The 16574-nt window shown below is 70.2% G+C and carries 15 protein-coding genes; 12 read left to right on the top strand and 3 right to left on the bottom strand.

Going from position 1 to position 16574, the window contains the following annotated elements; all coding sequences use genetic code 11:
• Positions 1–101 precede the first annotated feature (101 nt).
• From ACWF7A_RS18080 to whiA, 6 genes are all read left to right on the top strand, one after another.
• Positions 102–578, top strand: coding sequence for a Rieske (2Fe-2S) protein (locus ACWF7A_RS18080; protein WP_452251585.1), 477 nt, complete (start codon positions 102–104; stop codon positions 576–578).
• Positions 579–620: 42 nt separating this feature from the next.
• On the top strand, positions 621–2519 hold the full coding sequence (gene uvrC / locus ACWF7A_RS18075) for an excinuclease ABC subunit UvrC (protein WP_452251584.1): 1899 nt from the start codon (positions 621–623) through the stop codon (positions 2517–2519).
• The gene (locus ACWF7A_RS18070; RefSeq protein ID WP_452251583.1) at positions 2519–3079 is read left to right on the top strand and encodes an HD domain-containing protein; all 561 of its coding nucleotides are present in this window, start codon (positions 2519–2521) and stop codon (positions 3077–3079) included. Before uvrC ends, ACWF7A_RS18070 begins: the two co-directional genes overlap by 1 nt.
• A gap of 792 nt (positions 3080–3871) precedes the next feature.
• Complete coding sequence (gene rapZ, locus ACWF7A_RS18065) at positions 3872–4729, top strand: RNase adapter RapZ (protein WP_452251867.1); 858 nt, start codon at positions 3872–3874, stop codon at positions 4727–4729.
• A 5-nt stretch (positions 4730–4734) separates the two neighbouring features.
• Positions 4735–5703, top strand: a complete 969-nt coding sequence (locus ACWF7A_RS18060; RefSeq protein WP_452251866.1) for a gluconeogenesis factor YvcK family protein — start codon at positions 4735–4737, stop codon at positions 5701–5703.
• Positions 5694–6680 (top strand): DNA-binding protein WhiA, encoded by a 987-nt coding sequence (whiA, locus tag ACWF7A_RS18055; RefSeq protein ID WP_452251582.1) that lies wholly within the window; start codon positions 5694–5696, stop codon positions 6678–6680. Before ACWF7A_RS18060 ends, whiA begins: the two co-directional genes overlap by 10 nt.
• A gap of 182 nt (positions 6681–6862) precedes the next feature.
• Here whiA and ACWF7A_RS18050 read toward each other — a convergent pair whose 3' ends face one another.
• Together ACWF7A_RS18050 and ACWF7A_RS18045 are read right to left on the bottom strand one after the other, a co-directional pair.
• Positions 6863–8929, bottom strand: coding sequence for an acyltransferase family protein (locus ACWF7A_RS18050; protein WP_452251865.1), 2067 nt, complete (start codon positions 8927–8929; stop codon positions 6863–6865).
• A 130-nt stretch (positions 8930–9059) separates the two neighbouring features.
• Positions 9060–11414 (bottom strand): ATP-binding protein, encoded by a 2355-nt coding sequence (locus tag ACWF7A_RS18045; RefSeq protein ID WP_452251581.1) that lies wholly within the window; start codon positions 11412–11414, stop codon positions 9060–9062.
• A 91-nt stretch (positions 11415–11505) separates the two neighbouring features.
• On the opposite strand from ACWF7A_RS18045, the gene ACWF7A_RS18040 reads away from it, so the two are divergent.
• The 6 genes from ACWF7A_RS18040 (at position 11506) to ACWF7A_RS18015 (ending at position 15579) form a co-directional block, all read left to right on the top strand.
• Positions 11506–11712 (top strand): hypothetical protein, encoded by a 207-nt coding sequence (locus tag ACWF7A_RS18040; RefSeq protein ID WP_452251580.1) that lies wholly within the window; start codon positions 11506–11508, stop codon positions 11710–11712.
• A gap of 115 nt (positions 11713–11827) precedes the next feature.
• Positions 11828–12832 carry a type I glyceraldehyde-3-phosphate dehydrogenase gene (gene gap / locus ACWF7A_RS18035; protein WP_452251579.1) on the top strand — a complete coding sequence of 335 codons (1005 nt, stop codon included), beginning with the start codon at positions 11828–11830 and terminating at the stop codon, positions 12830–12832.
• Positions 12833–12849: 17 nt separating this feature from the next.
• A complete protein-coding gene (locus ACWF7A_RS18030; protein ID WP_452251578.1) occupies positions 12850–14043 on the top strand; it encodes a phosphoglycerate kinase in 1194 nt (397 codons plus the stop codon).
• Positions 14043–14831, top strand: a complete 789-nt coding sequence (gene tpiA / locus ACWF7A_RS18025) for a triose-phosphate isomerase (protein ID WP_452251577.1) — start codon at positions 14043–14045, stop codon at positions 14829–14831. Before ACWF7A_RS18030 ends, tpiA begins: the two co-directional genes overlap by 1 nt.
• A 94-nt stretch (positions 14832–14925) precedes the next feature.
• On the top strand, positions 14926–15168 hold the full coding sequence (gene secG / locus ACWF7A_RS18020) for a preprotein translocase subunit SecG (RefSeq protein ID WP_086667353.1): 243 nt from the start codon (positions 14926–14928) through the stop codon (positions 15166–15168).
• 66 nt (positions 15169–15234) lie between these two features.
• On the top strand, positions 15235–15579 hold the full coding sequence (locus ACWF7A_RS18015; RefSeq protein ID WP_319971106.1) for an RNA polymerase-binding protein RbpA: 345 nt from the start codon (positions 15235–15237) through the stop codon (positions 15577–15579).
• Positions 15580–15657: 78 nt separating this feature from the next.
• Here the strand turns inward: ACWF7A_RS18015 and ACWF7A_RS18010 are convergent, their stop codons facing one another.
• A complete protein-coding gene (locus tag ACWF7A_RS18010; RefSeq protein ID WP_452251576.1) occupies positions 15658–16515 on the bottom strand; it encodes a hypothetical protein in 858 nt (285 codons plus the stop codon).
• Positions 16516–16574 lie beyond the last annotated feature (59 nt).

Below are 16574 nucleotides of genomic sequence, written 5' to 3'. Positions count from 1 at the left end.
GCATTTGCTGTGCATCGTGGTTCTCGCTGAACTCTGGCCGACCGATTCGCGTAATGCTGTGGTGTAACCCCGAACACCCCCACCACCACGGAGGATCGGTCGTGAACACCGAAAGCCCGGTCAGCAGGCGCGCGGCACTGTGCGGAATCGCTGTCGCACTCGCCGTGCCCAGCGGACTCGTGACAGCGTGCAGTTCCCCGAGTCCTTCCGGCTCTGCTCCGACCCAGGGCGGCTCGACCCCGACAGGATCCACCGGCTCGACCGGTTCCGCCGGTAACAGCGGGTCCGCGCTGGTCGCGCTCGCCGACGTTCCCGAGGGCGGCGGGGCGGTCGTCGACGCCCCCGGCGGCAAGAAGATCGTCGTGGCGCGCATCTCCGCCACCGAGGTCAAGGCGTTCGACGCGACGTGCCCGCACCAGGGCTCGGTGGTCGCGGAGCCGTCCGGCGGCACCATCACCTGTCCTTCGCACGGCAGCCAGTTCGGTGCTTCCGACGGTGCGGTGAAGAAGGGACCGGCGACGACCGGGCTGAAGGCGGTCGGCGTGAAGATCGACGGCGACCAAGTGGTCCTGACCTGACCCTTTCTGTTTTTGTCAGACCGCGTCGATAGTCTGGACGGCGTGGCAGACCCCTCGACGTACCGCCCCGCCGTGGGCACGATTCCCGAGGCTCCCGGCGTCTACAAGTTCCGCGACGCCGGTGGCCGGGTCGTGTACGTCGGCAAGGCGAAGAGCTTGCGCAGCAGGCTGAACTCGTACTTCGCGGATCTGGCCGGGCTGCACCCGCGCACCCGCCAGATGGTGACGACGGCGGCCTCCGTCGAGTGGACGGTCGTCACCACCGAGGTCGAGGCGCTGCAGCTCGAGTACAACTGGATCAAGGAGTTCGACCCGCGCTTCAACGTCCGGTACCGGGACGACAAGTCGTACCCGGTGCTGGCCGTCACGCTGCACGAGGACTACCCGCGCCTGCACGTGTACCGGGGCCCGCGCAAGAAGGGCGTGCGGTACTTCGGGCCGTTCGCCCACGCCTGGGCGATCCGCGAGACGCTGGACCTGCTGCTGCGCGTGTTCCCCGCGCGCACGTGCTCGGCCGGCGTTTTCAAGCGGCACAACCAGATCGGCCGCCCGTGCCTGCTCGGGTACATCGACAAGTGCTCGGCGCCGTGCGTGGGCAAGGTGTCCGCGGACGAGCACCGCGACATCGTGCTCGACTTCTGCGACTTCCTGGCGGGCAAGACGGACAACATGGTCCGCCGCCTGGAACGCGAGATGCTCGCGGCGTCGGAGGAGTTGGAGTTCGAGCGAGCGGCCCGTCTGCGCGACGACCTGGGCGCGTTGCGCCGGGCGATGGAGAAGCAGGCCGTCGTCCTGGGCGACGGCACGGACGCCGACGTGATGGCGTTCGCGCAGGACGAGCTGGAGGTCTCGGTCCAGGTCTTCCACGTGCGCGGCGGCCGCGTGCGCGGCCAGCGGGGCTGGGTGCTCGACAAGGTCGAGGCCGTCGACGACGGCGGGCTCGTCGACCAGTTCATCATGCAGTTCTACGGCGACAACACGGAGAACACCCCGCGCGAGGTGCTGGTCCCGGTGCTGCCGGACGACGCGGAGGCGCTGGAAGCCCTGCTGTCGGAGCAGCGCGGCTCGCGCGTGGTGCTGCGCGTCCCGCAACGAGGCGACAAGCGGGCGTTGATGGAAACGGTGGCGCGCAACGCCTCCGAGGCCTTCGCCCAGCACAAGCTCCGCCGCGCCGGCGACCTCACGGCTCGTTCCGCGGCCCTGCAGGAGATCCAGGACGCGCTGGCTCTCGACACCGCGCCGCTGCGCATCGAGTGCATCGACATCAGCCACGTGCAGGGCACCGACGTGGTGGCGTCCCTGGTGGTGTTCGAGGACGGTCTGGCCCGCAAGTCCGAGTACCGCCGCTTCGCCCTCCGCGAGGCGGCCACCGAGGGCGACGTGGCCTCGATAGCCGAGGTCGTCCGCCGCCGCTTCCAGGCCATGCTCCGCGAAACGGCCTCGGGCGGCCCGAACCCGGGCATCGACCCGGACACGGGCAAACCCCGCAAGTTCGCCTACCCGCCCAACCTCCTGGTGGTCGACGGCGCCGGCCCCCAGGCCGCGGCGGCCTCGGACGTCCTGGCCGAGCTGGGCATCACCGACGTCGCAGTGGTGGGCCTCGCCAAGCGCCTCGAAGAGGTCTGGGTGCCGGGCGAGGTGGACCCGGTGATCCTGCCGCGGTCGAGCGACGGGCTGTACCTGCTGCAACGAGTCCGCGACGAGGCGCACCGCTTCGCCATCGCCTACCACCGCCAGAAGCGCTCGAAGCGCATGACCACCTCCGAGCTGGACGAGGTCCCGGGCCTCGGCGAGACCCGCAAAGCCGCCCTGCTCAAGCACTTCGGCTCGGTCCGCAAACTGCGCCAGGCCACAGTGGACGAGATCAGCGACGTACCGGGCGTGGGCCGCCGCACAGCCGAGGCAGTGGTGGCGACCCTGGCATCAGGCGGAAAAGCCTGATGCCGCAGGACATCTCGGTGCGCCCGCTCCCCGCCGCCGCCGAGTCGGTGCTGTCCGGCCTGCACGCGCCCCCGCGGCTGGTGGCACACCTGCGGCTGGCGCACGACGTGGCGTGCGACCTGGTCGCGTGGCTGGAGCGGCACCACCCGGCGGTCGCCTGCGACCGCGAGGCGTTGCTCTTCGGCGCGGCCACGCACGACATCGGAAAGGTGGTGCACCCCAACGAGTTGTCCGGCCCGGGCTCGGCCCACGAGCCGGCGGGCCACGCGCTGCTGGTGGAGCGCGGCGTCGAAGAGCGCTTGGCCCGCTTCGCGCGGACGCACGCGTCGTGGACGGCCGCCGGCATCAGCCTGGAGGAGCTGCTCGTCAGCCTCGCGGACAAGGTGTGGAAGGCCAAGCGCGTGCCGGACCTGGAGCAGCTCGTGACCGAGCGGCTGGCCGAGGCGGCGGGGCAGGAGCCGTGGGAGGTGTTCATGGCGCTGGACGACGAGCTGGACCGCATCGCGTCGGGCGCCGACGCACGGCTGGCGTACCAGTCGAGCCATCCGGTCGCGGTGTGAGCGCGATGCCGCAGCTGACTTGCTTGCCGCAGCTGACTTGCTTGCCGCAGCTGACTTGCTTGCCGCAGCTGACTTGCTTGCCGCAGCTGACTTGCTTGCCGCAGCCGACTTGTCCGCCGCAGGGGGCGCACACGTCGGTGAACGGGGCTGTGCCGCTGGCCGGTCGTGCAGAGCTGGCTGACGTTGCCCCCGAGGGGAGGCACTTGGCTTGCTCGCCGCGTCACTACACGCCCGCGAACGCCACCGCCGCACTCGTCCGCGACGACCGCCTCTCGCTTTCCCGCCTGCCGCAGCCTTCACAGACAAGCGAAGTCCGCCGCCGCGCTTTGCCGTCTGCCGCGGCCCCCACACGCATGCGAAATCGGCAGCCGCGCTTCTCCCACCTGCCGCAGCCCCACTCGCCCGCGAGCCGCGCTGCGGTGCTCACCGCCCTCGTGCCCACTCGCTGCACGCCCGCGAACCCCACTGCCATGCGTCCCGCCGCCGCGGCCGCCCCGCCACGCGCCCACCGCATCGGCCCCACCCGCCCGCCGCATCCGTCCCATCCGCCGCACTGGTCACTCTCACCCAGCGACCACCCGCTCCCCAGGACGAGGATCGTGACCGCGGCCACGACGCGCCCGTCTCAATCGCCGAACCTGCCGCGCGTGAGGGCCGTTCCAGTGGAGACTCACCCTGGGCGCGCCCGGTCGTGGCGTGGCCCAGCATCGAGCTCGCCCAAACGAGAGCGCGGTAGAAGCGCGCTCATGAACAGGTAACGGAGTCGTAGTCGTGAACGCGGAGAAGTCCGGCATCGAAGTCGCCGTGGTGACCGGGCTGTCCGGTGCGGGCCGCAGCACCGCGGCCAAGTGCCTGGAGGACCTCGGCTGGTTCGTCGTGGACAACCTGCCCCCCGAACTCATCGCCACCATGGTCGAGCTCGGCGCCCAGGCGCGCGGGGCGATCACCAGGGTCGCCGTCGTCATGGACGTGCGCAGCCGTGCGTTCACCGAGGACCTGGCCTCCATCATCAAGGACCTGGACGCGCGTGGGTACAAGCCGCGCGTGCTGTTCCTCGAAGCCACCGACGACGTGCTGATCCGGCGCTTCGAGGCGGTGCGGCGCGGTCACCCCATGCAGGGCGACGGACGGCTCGCGGACGGCATCGAGGCCGAGCGGATCCTGCTGACGCCGCTCAAGCAGGAGGCCGACCTCGTGCTCGACACGTCGGCGCTGAGCATCCACCAGCTGCGGGCCAAGATCGAGGACTCGTTCGGGTCCGAGGCGGCCAGCCGGACGCGGGTCACGGTGCTGAGCTTCGGCTACAAGTACGGGCTGCCGATGGACGCCGACCTCGTCATGGACGTGCGGTTCCTGCCGAACCCGTTCTGGATCCCGGAGCTGCGCGAGCAGACGGGTCTCGATGGTGAGGTGCGCAACTACGTGCTGTCCCAGGAGGGCGCGGACGAGTTCCTTGATCGGTACCACGAGCTCCTGAGGCTCATCGGTGCCGGTTACCGGCGTGAGGGCAAGCGCTACCTGACGCTCGCGATCGGCTGCACCGGCGGCAAGCACCGCAGTGTCGCCCTGAGCGAAGAGCTGGCCGCGCGGCTGGCTAGCGAGGACGGCATGGCCGTGAAGGTCGTGCACAGGGATCTGGGACGTGAGTGACGAAGTTGAAAGCTGTTGCTTTGGGCGGCGGGCACGGGCTGCACGCGACGCTGACGGCGCTGCGGCGGGTCACCGACGACGTGACGGCCGTGGTGACCGTCGCGGACGACGGCGGGTCGTCGGGGCGGTTGCGGCGGGAGCTGTCCGACCTGTTGCCGCCGGGTGACCTGCGCAAGGCCATGGCGGCGCTGGCGGGACAGGACGACGCCAGCCAGCGCTGGACGTCGCTGTTCAAGCACCGGTTCGGCGGCACGGGGGCGCTCGCGGGGCACGCGGTAGGCAACCTGGTCATCGCCGGGCTGCTCGAGCAGCTCGGCGATCCCGTCGCGGTGCTCGACCTGACGAGCAGGCTGCTCGGCGTCAAGGGCCGGGTCCTGCCGATGTCGAACGACCCGCTCGACATCGAGGCGGACGTCGTCGGGCTCGACGAGGACGAGACGGACGTGCGGCGCATCCGGGGTCAGGTCGCCATCGCGACCACGCCGGGGCTCGTGCAGCGCATCCGGCTGACTGCCCCGAACGGGCGACCTGCCGGCTGCCCGGAAGCAGTACAGGCTGTACTTGACGCCGATGTCGTGGTACTCGGGCCGGGATCGTGGTTCACCAGCGTCTTGCCACATCTGCTGGTGCCCGAACTGCTCGACGCGCTGGTGCGCACGCGTGCCAAGAAGGTGCTCGTGCTCAATCTCGTCCCCCAACCGGGTGAAACTGCTGGTTTCTCTCCGGAGCGGCATTTGGACGTAGTCTGCGAACACGCACCCGAGCTGAAGGTGGACGCGGTGATCGCCGACGTCGACTCGGTCCCGACCCCGGACCGGCTGACGCGAGCCGCCTCGGCACTGGGCGCGCGTACGCATCTGGCGAAGATCGCCGCACCGGAGGCCGCGGAACGGCATGATCCGGAGGCGCTCGCCGGTTGCCTGAGGCAAGTGGTCGAGGAGACCGGAGTGGGAGGGACGAGCACGTGGCGATGACGTCGGCGGTCAAGGACGAGCTGAGCAGGCTCGCGGTATCCAAGACCTGTTGCCGCCGCGCGGAGGTGTCCTCCCTGCTCAGGTTCGCCGGCGGCCTGCACATCGTGTCCGGCCGGGTCGTCGTCGAGGCCGAGCTCGACCTGGGTTCCGCGGCCCGCAGGCTGCTCAAGGAGATCCAGGCGCTCTACGGCCACCACGCCGAGGTCTTCACGATCCAGTCGAACGGCCTGCGCAAGGGCACCCGCTACGTCGTCCGCGTGGTCAAGGACGGCGAGGGTCTCGCCCGGCAGACAGGTCTGCTCGACCCGCGCGGCCGCCCGGTCCGAGGCCTGCCCGCGCCGGTCGTGTCCGGTGGCGTGTGCGACGCCGAGGCCGCGTGGCGCGGCGCCTTCCTGGCGCACGGCTCGCTGACCGAACCGGGCCGCAGCTCGTCGCTCGAGATCACCTGCCCCGGTCCCGAGGCGGCGCTGGCACTGGTCGGCGCGGCGCGCAGGATGGGCATCTCGTCCAAGTCGCGCGAGGTCCGAGGGGCCGAGCGCGTGGTGATAAGGGACGGCGACGCCATCGGCGCCATGCTGACCAAGCTGGGCGCGCACGACAGCGTCATGGCGTGGGAAGAACGCCGCATGAGGCGTGAGGTCCGCGCCACCGCGAACAGGCTGGCGAACTTCGACGACGCGAACCTGCGCCGCTCGGCCCGCGCGGCCGTCGCGGCGGCCGCACGGGTGGCACGCGCGTTGGAGATCCTCGGCCCGGAGGCGCCGGACCACCTGGCCGCCGCCGGCGCGCTGCGTCTCGCGCACCGCCAGGCGTCGCTCGAGGAGCTGGGCCAGCTGTCCGATCCGCAGATGACCAAGGACGCGGTGGCAGGCCGTATAAGGCGTCTGCTGGCCATGGCGGACAAGCGGGCCAAGGACCTGGGGCTGCCGGACACCGAGTCCGCGGTCACCGCGGAGATGCTCGAAGCCGAGGTCTAGAACACCCGGGCTCGGCTGGCTCGGATCAGATCATCCCGAGCCGGCCGAGCAACGGCGAGTGGTGTGGCTCATCCTGAGCCGGCCGAGCAACGGCTAGTTCGTGCGCCTCATCCCGAGCCGGCTGGGCAACGGCGAGTTCGTGCGTCATCCCAGCCGGCCGGGCAACGGCGTGGCGAGCCGGCTCAGATCATCCCGAGTTGGCCGACCAACGGTGTGGCGAGCGTGCGCGAGTACAGGTTCGTCACGTGGTTGTTGCGGTACACCACCACGTTGCCCACGACGGCCGGGCAGACGTCGTCGCGGCAGTACCACGGCGTCAGGTCGACGATCTTGGTGCTGGGGTGGACGGCGGCGGCCTCCACGAGCGGGTCGGCCTCCCCGGCGAACGCCTCGGCGAGTGGGGTTCCACAGGCCGCCACGTCGCGGCGGTTGCGTTCGAGGCAGCGCGGGACCTGGCCGTTCGGCCGGGGGAGGTCCTTGATCACCGCGGTCGGGATGTTCGCCGCGGACAGGGCTCCCAGCATCTCCCGGTAGCCGCGCAGCATGTCCTCGCGGGAGTTCCAGGTCCACTTCAGGTCACTGGCGTAGGCCTCGCGGCTCATGCCCGAGAGCACGACGAGGTCGGGCTTGAGCGCCTTCACCCGGTCGAGCACCGCGATGTTCTGGTCGGAGCAGACGGTGAACGGCCAGCCCGCCTCGGAGGGCGGCACCGTGGTGAACGGACAGCCGTTGCGGGTCATGGCCTTGACCTTCCACTGGCCGCGGCCCGGTCCCTGCACGAAGTCGATCAGCGGGGTGCTGTACTGCGCCGCGTGCGAGTCGCCCAGCAGCACGACGGTCTTGCGCGCCGACTCCTCGCCCCAGGTGCAGGCCTCCGCGGGGAGCGTCAGCTGGTAGACGTGGCACTCGCCGTTTCCGCTGCCGCCGTAGGGACCGTCCTCGTTCGCCACGGCCGGGTCCGGGACCAGCGGCACGCCGGCCGGGGCCCGCAGCGGGGTGCGCGGGTCGATCGCCATCGCACCGGGGTGGTCGGCGTCGAGCGTCATGCTGCTCGCCAGCCGGTCCAGCTTGCGCTCGGCGGCGTACCAGGGGACCGAGGCCACGATCACGGAGACGACCACGAGCACGGCGCCGAACGCGTAGGTGCCGCGGCGGCGGCCGAACCTGTTGCGGCGGAACGGGTCCTCGACGAACTTCTTGGACAGCGCGGCCAGCGCGAAGCTCAGCACCGCGGCGAAGAGCATCTCCTTCTTGGACAGCCGCTCGTTGCTGCTCAGTTCGAGCATCACCACGATGACCGGCCAGTGCCACAGGTAGAGGCTGTAGGAGATGTCACCCACGTAGCGGATCGGCCGCAGGCTCAGCAGGCGGCCGAGCAGCGTCTCGGTACCGATCAGCATCGCCGCCGTGCCGAGCACCGGCACCGCCGCGACCCAGCCGGGGAACTGCAGGTCGGTCGTGTAGTAGACGGCGCTGAACGCCACGGCGGCGAAACCCAGCCAGCCGAGCAGTTCCCGTGCCGCGCGGCCGAGCGACACGCGGTGCAGCACCATCGCGGCCAGACCGCCGATGCCGAGCTCCCACATGCGGGTGGGCGTCACGAAGTAGGCGGCGCCGTGGTCGATCCGCGTGTAGACGACGGAGAACACGAACGAGGCGACGGTCACGAGGGCGACGGCGGCCACGGCGTAGGGCACCGTGCGGCCGTTGAACCTGCGGGCGAGCGCTGCGGTTCCGATGAGCAGCAGCGGGATGACGAGGTAGAACTGCTCCTCGACCGCCAGCGACCAGTAGTGCTGGACCGGCGACGCGCCGGCCGTGGCGTGCCCGTAGTCGTTGGAGAGGAACGCGAGCAGCCAGTTCTGCGCGTTCAACGCGGAGCCGACGACCTCGCGCATGATCTTGGGCCACTGCGACTCCGGGAGCAGCAGGACCGTCGCGGCGACGGTGGCGAGCAGGGTCGCGGTCGCGGCGGGCAGCAGGCGGCGGATGCGGCGCGCGTAGAAGTCGCGCAGGCTCACGGTGCCGGAGCGGCGCACCTCGTTGGTGAGCGTGCCGATGATCAGGAAGCCGGAGATGACGAAGAAGACGTCGACGCCGACGAAACCACCGGGCAGCCAGGACGGCCTGAGGTGGTAGAGCAGCACGATGCCGACGGCGAGCGCGCGCAGCCCCTGGATGTCGCCGCGCTGTGCGTGCTGGGGGCGGCCTGCGGGGTCGGGCGTCGTGGTCGGCCGCTCGGCGGACATGGTCGCCACCGCGATGACTCCTCGTAGCGAAGGTGAGCGGAACCTGTCCGCGTTCAAGTCGAGGATGCTAACTCGATCGGGTTGGCCCGACCTCCTCGGTGCACGGATTGTGATGGGTCTGACGTGGCCGTCAGATGCCCTGGCGGCCCGCCCACACGGCGAGCTGGGCACGGGAGCGCAGGCCCAGTTTCGAGCGCGCGTGGGTGACGTGCCGGGCGACCGTGTGCGGGGAGATGCCCAGGCGCTGGCCTATCTGCCGGTTGGTCAGGCCCTGCGCCACCAGGGTCGCCACGTGCAGTTCGCGGGCCGAGACCAGGCCGTCGGGGTCCTCGGCCAGTGGTTGTGCGGTCAGGGCGTAGGAGATGGCCTGTGCCAGCGACATGCGCTCGCCCGTCGACTCGGCGGCGCGGAGACGGGCGGACGGGATGCGGTCGCGGCAGACGGACCTCGCCTCGTCCAGCAGGGCCTGCCAGTACGGCTCGGCGCGGAAGTCGTAGCGGGTGCGGACCACGGAGGCCGCTACCAGCAACGAGAGCGCGCGTTCGTCGTCGGACCCCACGCCCACCAGGCCCAGGGCGAGGCCTTCCAGGTCGTAGAACTGGTCCATCGGGTGTTCGGCGCTGACTTCCAGGCTCTCGCGGAACAGGTCGACGGCCTCGGTGTGGTTGCCGCGCGCCAACGCGATCGCGCCCGCGCTGTGCAGGACCGGGTTCAGCATGTGCGGCAGGCCGATCAGCCTCGTCAGTGTCAGCGACTCACGGACCAATGGTGCCGCACGGTCTGCGAAGCCGTGTTGCAGCAACGTCCAGCCGTAGGAGTTCAGCAGGATGGCGCGTGCGAGTTTGTCGTCCGGGTCGCACAGCAGCGCGGCGGCCTCGTCGAACAGCTGCCAGGCCAGGCCGGGGTCGCCGGTGTGGGCCTCGGCGGAGGCGAGCACCTCCAGCGCGCGGGCCGTCGTGCCGGGGCGGCGGGCCTCGGCGCGTTCGATGGCCAGCGACTCCTCGGCGAACCGGCGGGTCACGTGCCAGCCGCCGCGGACCCGGTGGTGCATCGCCGCCAGCACCGCGAGAACGCTGCGGTACGGCTGGGGCATCGGGCGGGAGAGAGCCTGGTGCAGCAGTTCGGTGGGGGCGCCGCGCGGGCCTCGCGGGGTCGACGTCCAGGCCGTCGCGACGATCGCCAACGCGTGCCGCGACCAGTCGCCCGTCTCCGCTGTGCGCCGGACGGCGAGGTCGAGCAGGCCCACGTTGCGGTCCAGCCGCAGCACCACGGGCGGTGACGGGAAGAACGACGAGATCTCCGGCTCCACGACCGAGCACACCCACTCGACGACACGGTCGGCCACAAGAGAGAGGTCGCCGCACGCGATGGCGCGCTCGTGGCAGTAGAGGCGGATCGATTCGAGCTGACGGAACGTCGTGTGGCCGCCGATCCGGTCGACGACGAGCAACGACTTCTGCTCGAGCCCGGTCAGCAGCTCCAGGGCGTCGGGGACACCGCAGACCGCGCTCGCCACCCCGAGGTCGAACGGCACGCCCAGCACCGCGAGCCGCCGCGACGCCGCCTGCTCCTGTTCGGACAGCAGGTCGTAGCTCCAGCCGATCGCGGTCCGCAGCGTGCGGTGCCTGTCCTCGGCGGCGCGCGGCCCGCCGGTCAGCAACGCGAGACGGTCACCCAGCCGGGCGAGGACGTCGGCGGGGGAGAGCACGGTGATGCGCCGCGCGGCCAGTTCGATGGCCAGCGGCATGCCGTCCAGCGACCGGCACACCGCGACGACGTCGGCGACGTTCGCGGCGTCCACGTCGAACGAGCGGTCCACCGACACGGCACGGTCGCGGAACAGGGCCACCGAGTCGTGCCGCAGCGCCTCGGCCACGTCGGCGTCCGCGGGCGGCAGCTCCAGCTCGCCGACCGCGAAGACCTGTTCTCCCGCAAGGCGAAGAGGCTCCCGCGAGGTGACGAGGACGCGCAGCCTCGGGCAGCGGGCGAGCAGCTCCGACACCACGGCGGCGACGTCGCCCAGCAGGTGCTCGCAGTTGTCCAGCACGAGCAACGGCCGCCGGTGCTGCTCGACCTCGGCGACCACCGCGTCGCGTGCCGAGCCGTTCGGCAACGGGTGCGCGCCGACCGCGGTGTGGATCGCCCGCACGGCGTCCGACGCCGACGCCAGCGCCGCCCACCACGTCTGGTCGGCGCGTCTGTGCACGTGCTGGATCGCGAGCCTGGTCTTGCCGGCGCCGGCGGGGCCCACCAGCGAGACGAGGCGGTCCGTCTCGGTGCGGGTCAGCGCGGCGAGCTCCTCGCGACGGCCCACGAAGCTGTCCAGGGGAGCCGGGAGAGAGGAGACGAGACGGTCCGTCTCGCCACGGGTGGAGCTGCGTTCGCGGTACGCGCGCTGACGGCAGGCGTTGGAGCAGTAGCGTCGGCCCGCGGCCGCCTCGGGAAGAGGATCTCCACACGTCACGCAGGCGGCAGTGGCCGTCATGACCCCTGACCGTACCGGGCGCGTAACGGTCCGTAACACCCGCTGTTTCGGGGTATTGAGGGTGCCTCCGGACGCGGCCACGATCGTCGTCATGACAGCCAGGACCAGAGCCGAGGGGCCGCTCGTGCCGCCCCAGGACCGCCCCGTCGTGGACGAGTGGCTCGCGCGCATCGCGGCCGTCGTCGGACAGGGGGCGGAGGAGACCGGTCCCGAGGCCTGTCGCTCCGCCGCGGAGGCCGCGGAGGAGCTGAGCGCCTACCTCTGGATGCTCCGCGCCCTGCGCCGCCGAACGGCCTAATCAGGACACCTTTTTCTGGTTCGATCCAGAGATACTCACTATCCCTGTGACCAGGGACGCAGTTCGGCAGATAGGGTGGGCTTGTTCCTACCAAGCTGAACGCAAGGAGTCAGTCGTGACGGTTCGTGTAGGTGTCAACGGTTTCGGTCGGATCGGGCGCAACTTCTTCCGCGCCGTGAGGGCCGGCGGCCACGACATCGAGATCGTCGCGTTCAACGACCTCGGTGACGTCGCCACCATGGCCCACCTGCTGAAGTACGACAGCATCCTCGGTCGTCTGGACGCCGACGTGCAGGTCACCGACGAAGGCATCTCCGTCGACGGCAAGGTCATCAAGGCCCTCGCCGAGCGCAACCCGGGCGCTCTGCCCTGGAAGGACCTCGGCGTCGACGTCGTGGTCGAGTCCACCGGTTTCTTCACCGACGCCACCAAGGCCCGCGCGCACGTGGACGAGGGCGGCGCCAAGAAGGTCATCGTCTCCGCGCCGGCCAAGAACGAGGACCTCACGGTCGTCATCGGCGCGAACGAGGAGAAGTACGACGGTTCGCAGACGATCATCTCGAACGCGTCCTGCACCACCAACTGCCTCGCGCCGCTGGCCAAGGTCCTCAACGACAGCTTCGGCGTCGAGCAGGGCCTCATGACCACGATCCACGCGTACACGCAGGACCAGAACCTGCAGGACGCGCCGCACAGCGACCTCCGCCGTGCCCGCGCCGCAGCACTGAACATCGTCCCGACCTCGACGGGCGCCGCCAAGGCCATCGGCCTGGTGCTGCCGGAGCTCAAGGGCAAGCTCGACGGCTACGCGCTGCGCGTGCCGATCCCCACCGGCTCGGCCACCGACCTGACCGTCACGCTCAAGCGCGAGGTCACCGTCGAAGAGGTCAACGCCGCGTACAAGGCCGCCGCCGAGGGCCCCCTGGCCGGCATCCTCAAGTACTCGACGGACCCGATCGTGTCGGCCGACATCGTCACCGACCCGCACTCGTGCATCTACGACGCGCCGCTGACCAAGGTCATCGGCAACCAGGTCAAGGTCGTCGGCTGGTACGACAACGAGTGGGGCTACTCCAACCGCCTCGCGGACCTGGTCAAGCTCGTCGCGTCGAAGATCTGAGCAGGGGCGGACAGTCAGTGAAGACTCTCAGCGACCTGCTCGCCGAGGGTGTCGCAGGTCGGCGCGTGCTCGTGCGCGCCGACCTGAACGTCCCCCTCGACGGAGACAAGATCACCGACGACGGCCGCGTGCGCGCGTCGGTGCCGACGATCAAGGCCCTGGCCGACGCCGGTGCCCGCGTGATCGTCACCGCTCACCTCGGCCGCCCCAAGGGCGAGCCGGCCCCCGAGTTCTCCCTCGCGCCCGCCGCCGCCCGCCTCGGTGAGCTGCTCGGCACCGAGGTCCCGCTCGCCTCGGACCTCGTCGGCCCGTCCGCCACCTCCGTGGTCGGCGCGCTGACCGACGGTGGCGTCGTGATGCTGGAGAACGTCCGCTTCGACGCCCGTGAGACCTCGAAGGACGACGCGGAGCGCGCGGCACTGGCCGACGAGCTCGCCTCGTTCGCGGACGCGTTCGTGTCCGACGGCTTCGGTGTCGTGCACCGCAAGCAGGCCTCCGTCTACGACGTGGCGCAGAAGCTCCCCGCGTACGTCGGCGGTCTCGTCGAGGCCGAGCTGGCCGTGCTCAAGAAGCTGACCGACGACCTGGAGCGCCCGTACGTCGTCGCGCTCGGCGGGTCGAAGGTGTCCGACAAGCTCGGCGTCATCGCGAACCTGCTGTCCAAGGTCGACCGGCTGCTCATCGGCGGCGGCATGGCGTACACGTTCCTCAAGGCCCAGGGCCACGAGGTCGGCACGTCGCTGCTGCAGGAAGACCAGATCGACCAGGTCAAGGGCTTCCTCGCGGAGGCCGAGAAGCGCGGCGTCGAGCTCGTGCTTCCGGTCGACGTGCTGGTCACGGCCGAGTTCGGCAACACCGACCACGAGGTCGTCGCGACCTCCGAGATCCCCGCCGACAAGATGGGCCTGGACATCGGCCCGAAGTCGCGCGAGCTGTTCGCGTCGAAGCTCGCCGACGCCAAGACCGTGTTCTGGAACGGCCCGATGGGCGTCTTCGAGATCGAGACCTACGCCGGCGGCACCCGTGCCGTGGCCGAGGCGCTCGTGAAGTCCGAGGCGTTCACCGTCGTCGGCGGCGGCGACTCGGCGGCCGCGGTGCGTGCGCTCGGCCTGCCCGAAGACGGCTTCTCGCACATCTCCACCGGTGGGGGCGCCTCCCTGGAGTACCTCGAGGGCAAGGTCCTCCCCGGCATCAGCGTTTTGGAGTCCTGATGGCAGCCCGGCTCCCGCTCATCGCGGGCAACTGGAAGATGAACCTCAACCACCTCGAGGCCATCGGCCTCGTGCAGAAGATCGCCTTCTCCCTCCCGGAGAAGTACTTCGCCAAGGTCGAGGTCGCCGTTCTTCCCCCGTTCGTCGACATCCGCAGCATCCAGACGCTGGTCGACGGCGACAAGCTGCTGATCAAGTACGGCGCGCAGGACATCTCGCAGCACGAGTCCGGCGCCTACACCGGCGAGGTCTCCGGCAAGATGATCGCGAAGCTCGGCTGCCACTACGTGGTCGTCGGTCACTCCGAGCGCCGCGAGTACCACGGCGAGACGGACGCGATCGTCAACGCCAAGGTCAAGGCGGCGCTGGCGGTCGAGGTCACCCCGATCTTCTGCTTCGGCGAGAAGCTCGACGTCCGCGAGGCCAAGGGTCACCTCGAGCTGGTGCGCCAGCAGCTGGAGGACGGCCTGAAGGGCTTCACGGCCGAGCAGGTCGCCAAGATCGTGTTCGCGTACGAGCCCGTGTGGGCGATCGGCACCGGCAAGACCGCGTCGTCCGCGGACGCGCAGGAGGTCTGCTCGGCGGTCCGCTCGTTCGTGGCGGAGAAGTACGGCGAGGAGACCGCGGCCGTCGTCCGCGTGCTCTACGGCGGTTCGGTGAAGTCCTCGAACATCGGCGAGCTCATCGGTCAGAAGGACATCGACGGCGCTCTTGTCGGCGGTGCCAGCCTTCAGGCGGACGAATTCACCAAGCTGTGCGCATTGGCTGCCGGCGGGCCTCTACCCTAAGTTGATCTGGCTTAATCCCTAATCCCACCGGATGCACACGTTCGGCAGTCGAACAGGTACTCTATGGCGTCGGCTGCCTGACAGCGAGGAAGAAATGATCCTGTTCCTGCAGATCCTGTTGATCGTCTCCAGCGTGCTGCTGGTGCTGCTGGTGTTGTTGCACCGCGGCCGTGGTGGCGGCCTTTCTTCGCTGTTCGGCGGCGGTATGCAGTCGAGTCTGTCCGGTTCCTCCGTCGTCGAGAAGAACCTCGACCGCCTGACGCTGTTCGTCGGCGCGGTCTGGGTCATCGCGATCGTGGGCATCGGACTGCTGATCAAGCTGCCTCCGTCAGCCTGATCAACCGTTCAGCGGCAGAAGCCCTCCGGGGCTTGGGGTAACCACTTGGTGGGGGTGTAACGGTCGATGTCTGGTGGTAACGCGATTCGCGGTACCCGCGTCGGCGCAGGCCCGATGGGCGAATCGGAGCGCGGCGAGTCCGCGCCTCGTCGTCGGGTGTCGTACTGGTGCGCGAACGGTCACGAGTCCCGGCCTTCTTTCGCCGTCGAGGCGGACGTGCCGGAGAACTGGGACTGCCCGCGCTGCGGCCTGCCGGCAGGTCGTGACGAGCAGACGCCACCCGCGCCTCCGCGCAACGAGCCGTACAAGACGCACCTTGCGTACGTGAAGGAGCGGCGCTCCGACGCGGACGGCGAGGCGATCCTCGAAGAGGCTCTCGCCAAGCTGCGCCGTCAGCGCGAAGAGCCGTAAGCCTGGCTCACAGATCAACGCGAAAGGCCCCCTCTACTGCGGAGAGGGGGCCTTTCGCGTTTCCGGGGGTCCTGCCCTTTACCGCCTCAGGCCGGAGAACTGACGGCGCAGCATCGCGGCCCCGATCAGCAGGAAGAACAGCAGCACCACGAGCGTGCTGGTCGAGCCGCCGGACGAGCTCATCAGCGTCACGTCCACGTTGCCCACGAGCACGATGCCGCATTCCGCGCGCACCTTGTGGCGGCCGGGCTCGATGCTCGCGAACTTCACCGGCGACGAGAAGCCGCCGTTCTCGTCGGCCGTGGTCTGGCCGACGTCCTGGCCCAGCGACTTCAGCGTCACCTTCGCGCCCTGGGGGCAGCCGGTGCCGGTCGCGGTCAGGTCGTCGCCGGGCTGGATGTTCTCCTTGTCCAGCACGAGGACGCCGTCACCGGGGCCGGTGAACGCGTCGGTCGTGGAGGTGGAGGGCGTCGACGAGTCCGTGGTCGTGGTGGTCGTCGTCGTGGTGGTCACCGGGGGAGTCGTGGTCGTCGTGACGCCGGGCGGGCGCGTCACGGGCGGGTTGGTGACCGGCGGGTTCGTCACCGGCGGGTTGGTGACGGGCGGCTGCGTGGTCGGCGGCTGCGTGGTCGTGGTGGTCGGCGGGATGCGCACCGTGTAGGTGTTCGACGCCGAACTGGCCTGGCACGAGGTCGGCTGGACGGTCACGCGGTGGCCACCCGCGGCGGCGCCCGCCGGAACCGTTGCCGAACCGGAACCGGTGCCGTTGCTGCTGCCGGAGCCGCTGCCCACTACTGTCTTGCCGTCCCAGAGCACGCGGACCGTGGGGAACTCACACGTTCGGGGGAAGTAGATCCCCGTCCACGAGACCTTGAAGCCCGATCCCGGTGCGCCGACGTTCGGGCTCACCGTGAGCGCGGGCGGCTGTTGGGCCATGGCCGGTGTGGTGCTCAGCACCGTAACACCGGCCATGATGGCCACGAGTAAGCCTAAAG

This window comes from Lentzea sp. NPDC055074 (assembly GCF_053608005.1).
This window is presented reverse-complemented; position numbering and strand designations above follow the sequence as displayed.

Coding starts and splice junctions, on each gene's coding strand:
- ACWF7A_RS18070 (WP_452251583.1), top strand. CDS start 2,519: ATGCCGCAGGACATCTCGGTGCGCCCGCTCCCCGCCGCCGCCGAGTCG.
- ACWF7A_RS18050 (WP_452251865.1), bottom strand. CDS start 8,929: ATGTCCGCCGAGCGGCCGACCACGACGCCCGACCCCGCAGGCCGCCCC.
- ACWF7A_RS18045 (WP_452251581.1), bottom strand. CDS start 11,414: ATGACGGCCACTGCCGCCTGCGTGACGTGTGGAGATCCTCTTCCCGAG.
- ACWF7A_RS18040 (WP_452251580.1), top strand. CDS start 11,506: ATGACAGCCAGGACCAGAGCCGAGGGGCCGCTCGTGCCGCCCCAGGAC.
- tpiA (WP_452251577.1), top strand. CDS start 14,043: ATGGCAGCCCGGCTCCCGCTCATCGCGGGCAACTGGAAGATGAACCTC.
- secG (WP_086667353.1), top strand. CDS start 14,926: ATGATCCTGTTCCTGCAGATCCTGTTGATCGTCTCCAGCGTGCTGCTG.
- ACWF7A_RS18015 (WP_319971106.1), top strand. CDS start 15,235: ATGTCTGGTGGTAACGCGATTCGCGGTACCCGCGTCGGCGCAGGCCCG.
- ACWF7A_RS18010 (WP_452251576.1), bottom strand. CDS start 16,515: ATGGCCCAACAGCCGCCCGCGCTCACGGTGAGCCCGAACGTCGGCGCA.